The organism is Noviherbaspirillum album (genome assembly GCF_035916955.1).
Lineage (GTDB): Bacteria > Pseudomonadota > Gammaproteobacteria > Burkholderiales > Burkholderiaceae_D > Noviherbaspirillum > Noviherbaspirillum album.
On the sequence record NZ_JAWIIV010000093.1, the window covers coordinates 1 to 3,782 of the forward strand.

The 3,782-nt window shown below is 51.1% G+C and carries 4 protein-coding genes and 1 pseudogene; 2 read left to right on the forward strand and 3 right to left on the reverse strand.

Features of this window, described 5'->3' with window-relative positions; all coding sequences use genetic code 11:
* On the reverse strand, positions 1-313 hold a 313-nt coding region (locus RY831_RS32715), incomplete at its 3' end, for a helix-turn-helix domain-containing protein (RefSeq protein ID WP_326510458.1).
* 71 nt (positions 314-384) lie between these two features.
* Here RY831_RS32715 and RY831_RS32720 point away from each other — a divergent pair.
* Positions 385-645, forward strand: a pseudogene (locus tag RY831_RS32720) (integrase core domain-containing protein); the annotation flags it as partial.
* A 38-nt stretch (positions 646-683) separates the two neighbouring features.
* On the opposite strand, the gene RY831_RS32725 reads toward RY831_RS32720, so the two are convergent.
* Both RY831_RS32725 and RY831_RS32730 read right to left on the reverse strand, forming a co-directional pair.
* Positions 684-1,010, reverse strand: a complete 327-nt coding sequence (locus RY831_RS32725; RefSeq protein ID WP_326510459.1) for an MCP four helix bundle domain-containing protein — start codon at positions 1,008-1,010, stop codon at positions 684-686.
* Between the two features lie 564 nt (positions 1,011-1,574).
* Positions 1,575-2,400 (reverse strand): IS5 family transposase gene (locus tag RY831_RS32730; protein WP_437126351.1). Its coding sequence is split into 2 segments (ribosomal slippage): positions 1,575-2,042 and positions 2,044-2,400, totalling 825 coding nucleotides; the frame shifts between segments, so codons are not numbered across the junction.
* An 881-nt stretch (positions 2,401-3,281) separates the two neighbouring features.
* Here RY831_RS32730 and RY831_RS32735 point away from each other — a divergent pair.
* Positions 3,282-3,644 carry a hypothetical protein gene (locus RY831_RS32735; RefSeq protein ID WP_326510461.1) on the forward strand — a complete coding sequence of 121 codons (363 nt, stop codon included), beginning with the start codon at positions 3,282-3,284 and terminating at the stop codon, positions 3,642-3,644.
* The last annotated feature ends 138 nt before the right edge of the window (positions 3,645-3,782 follow it).

Below are 3,782 nucleotides of genomic sequence, written 5' to 3' on the forward strand. Positions count from 1 at the left end.
AGCCGCAGCGATCCGGCGTGATAGCCAGCAGTGCTTGCAACAAAGTTTCGACCCGGTCGTCGGCATGACGGGGACGTCCAGGACGCGGTCCATCGGTCAACGCCAGCGCGGTATGCTGCCGTTGAAACCGCACTGCCCAGTTATGAAGGCTTTGCCGGGTGACGCTTAACGCCTTTGCCACATCCTTGACTTGACGTCCGCGGCTGCATTCCAAGAGCGCCAGGGTGCGACGATACAGCCGGGCATCATGGGTCGTATGGAGTGTCTGCTCGAGTAGCTGTTGCTCTTTTGCAGTTAAATGGATTCCATTCATGGCAATTCCCTCCTGCCAAGTGCTTGGAATAAGTCTAGGTCAAAATCCTTTCCTTTACCTGCTTAGAAAAAGTAGGGACAAAGACGCTGTTCATTGAGCCGGGCAGCCCTTGGGAGAATGGCTTTTGCGAGTCGTTCAATGGCAAGCTGCGCGATGAGCTGCTCAATGGCGAGCTGTTTTACAGCCTCAAGGAAGCCCGGGTCGTGATTGAACAATGGCGTCACCACTACAATACGCAGCGCCCGCACTCGTCACTGGGATATCAGCCGCCCGCACCCGCTGCTTACTCATTGGAGCCCGTCATATCTGCCCAACCTGAAAACATGCAGTAGACTCTAACTCTCTCACAAAAGCTGGATTGGAATATCGGTCACGTCAGCAGCGCCTCGACTTTTTTGAGAATGCCGCTCACCTCCTTGGTGCTGTTGGCAGCATCCTCCGCGAAAAACTGCACCAAGGACTTGTCTTCGCTCTTGGCGATGGCCAGTGTGCGGCGCGAACCGCCGTAGACGATGCGGTACCAGTCACTAACAATCCGTTCCTTGGCTAGTGGCACCTCCATCAATTCCTTGGTGGACGACTCTACTTCCTTAAGGTGCCAGAGACCTACTCCGGTGGTGATCGTAGAAACAGTGAGAATAACGCCAAAAACGACAGTGATCTTTTTTGTAATGGTGGCGTTGCGCATGAGAGTCATAACCGGCTTTTCCGTTGATCATTTTTGTCTTGTTCATGCGAATTCTTCACAGGCGTGACCAATATCAGGTAAACGATCGACTGTTGCAATAAAGAAATGTCGTCTGCCTGAATATGCCATCTGAGATATTGCAGATATGCCACAGCGATGAATAAATACGGTCCTTAAAAGAACGAACGTGCGTCTTTAAATTTTTTTGGAAAAGCGGTTCAGTCTCGCTGCTGTCAGCATTAGACATTTCGAGCGTGAAAGAATGGCCCTATACCGATATTCCAAATTTTCTATTTAGAAATACGAGCCATGAGGTTATTATTTCCCATAGGCAATACGATTAAGTACATTTCCCTGAACGTAGGCCTCCGAGCACCGGGATAAACCATGAAATATTCTTGTTATTTGTCACTCCTTTGGTACCGTACCCGCGCAACGGCCGCGCATGATGACAGTCTTCGAGCAGGCAAGGATGTACCCACCAGCCTCGTAAGGCCTGGCAGTTGGAATAGCCTACTTCTTCAACACTCACGCTTCTAAAAGGTATCCATAACTCATCGCAGTACTTAGAACCTATCCCAGTAGGCCTATTATTCGCCAAGTGATGATGCCGCACGCTAGGTGAAGGAAGGCCAAGTAGTTCTTAGCCTTCTTCGCCCATCGAATCAACAAGCCACGAAATCGATTCAACCAGCTATGCGTGCGTTCGACGACCCAGCGGTGCGCTCGCTGTCCCGCTTTGCGTTTCTGCTTTTCTTCACCATGTGAGCGAATGTGAGGCCGGTAACCTAAGTCTACCGCCAGCTGCCATATCTCCGCATAGTCGTAGCCTTTGTCCATGCACAAGCCTTGCGGCCACACTACCAACAATGACGGCCGCTCTGTTTCTAGCGCCTCCAGCGTCGGTCGCACCAGCTTCATATCATGACGGTTAGCGCCATCAATGACGATGGCCAGGGGAATGCCTTGTCCGTCTGTCAGCAGACTGCGCTTGACGCCACTCTTGCCGCGATCCGTTGGATTGGGTCCTGATTTTTTCCCCGCCCAAGGGAGCCTTGGTCATTGCGCCGTCCAGGGCCAGCCAGGACCAGTTGATTTCTCGCAACGCCGCCGCATTGAGCAGCCCTTGCATCCAGAATTCCTCGAACACGCCAGCGTCCACCCATTCCTGGAAACGCCGATGAGCTGAACTGCTGGAGCAAATGCCCGTACCATTCAATGCATTCCACTGGCATCCAGTGCGCAGCACGAACAGAATGGCGTCCATGGCGGCCCGGTCGCTCACCCGTGGATTATGACAGCCCAACGGGTGCGGCTTGCGTGGTGGTAAAAGTGGTTCCATCTGCGCCCACAATCTATCCGGTAGGCGCCAGCCATCGTCGTCTTTGATCACGCCCATGGTTCACCTCCTGCATCATCATGGGCTTGGACCGNTTCCATCTGCGCCCACAATCTATCCGGTAGGCGCCAGCCATCGTCGTCTTTGATCACGCCCATGGTTCACCTCCTGCATCATCATGGGCTTGGACCGCTGCCTAGGCCAATATTTCCCTCATCCTATGCCTACTGGGATACGCTCTTAGCGGAATTTGTGGATCGCGTAGGTGAAAGGAGTTTTAGAATTGCCGAACAAAGCATAACCCATGAGACTGTCCGGTTCCGTGAGACACTATTTTTAATAGCGTGCCCCCAGTGTTCGCGTCAGCGATCATAGTATCAAGATCAAGGAAGCGTCTACTGCAGTAGTAGCCGTTGGGACATTCCATCGTGCTCATGCGTAACACGCTCGTCACTTATAGGCATGATAAAAAAAGCCCGCAACGGCGTTTCCGTAACGGGCTGTAATTCAACTAAGTGAGTTGGAGGAGACTCTATGTAGATAACGGCGGTACTTCTCAGTTCAACTTTTTACGTTTTCAACCATATCCCTTTTGAATGTCTGCTCTGCAAAATTTGAACCGCCCACTTCCTGGGCGACTAATTGCGACATTTAGAATGACTGAAATACCCGGTCATTGTTGACGTTTCAAGAGTTTTATGTCTCTGTTCCGGAAAAGCTCACAGCTGAGTTGTTTAGTGTAAGAGCTACTGTACATAGGTTTGCGTGGACCGATTGGTTCTGTGGAGTCAAGCCATCCAACCGCCTCTCACATCTGCTCGCGTGATTCTAAGTTTCCCAACGGGACATAGTGGTTCTCGTTACGACAATGTCCATGCTATGTTCGTCGAGAAAATCAGGGGAAGGATAACATTGTGCCATATATACACTGACGTCCTTGTTTGGAACATTTTCCTTTTATTAGTTGTCCGTACTACTCCTTACATTGCGAATTCGTCATTGTGATCGAGAAAGAATATAGCGTTGATGAACAGCTTGCGTGCATTGAAGACTTCGGCGAATGGCTAAGGCAGGTTGCTCCTGGCTGGACTATTTCGGGACCGGAAGCGCAGCGCACCTCTGCTGGAGCTGTACACATCACATTTTCCCTGTGCCGTGAAGGATTAGCTGTAGGTTTATGCGATTCGCCTGAGGATGCACTGGCACAGATTCGCGACGATCACCTGTTCGCTTTATATCTGCAGCGTTCCTATGGTTTGTTGATTCTGCAGAAGAAAAGTCTGCGCAGCGATGGACGTCGTTGAAACGGCTACTTGAGCAGCGGATGTTTAGGATGTTTCGAATATTTGGAAACCTCGTCAGGCGGTAAGCCCCCCATTTTTAAAGCGGCCTGAAGGTAGAGACTATGCGGCCAAGGCTAATTTCTGTTTTGGCGTGATACC

Coding starts and splice junctions, on each gene's coding strand:
- RY831_RS32725 (WP_326510459.1), bottom strand. CDS start 1,010: ATGACTCTCATGCGCAACGCCACCATTACAAAAAAGATCACTGTCGTT.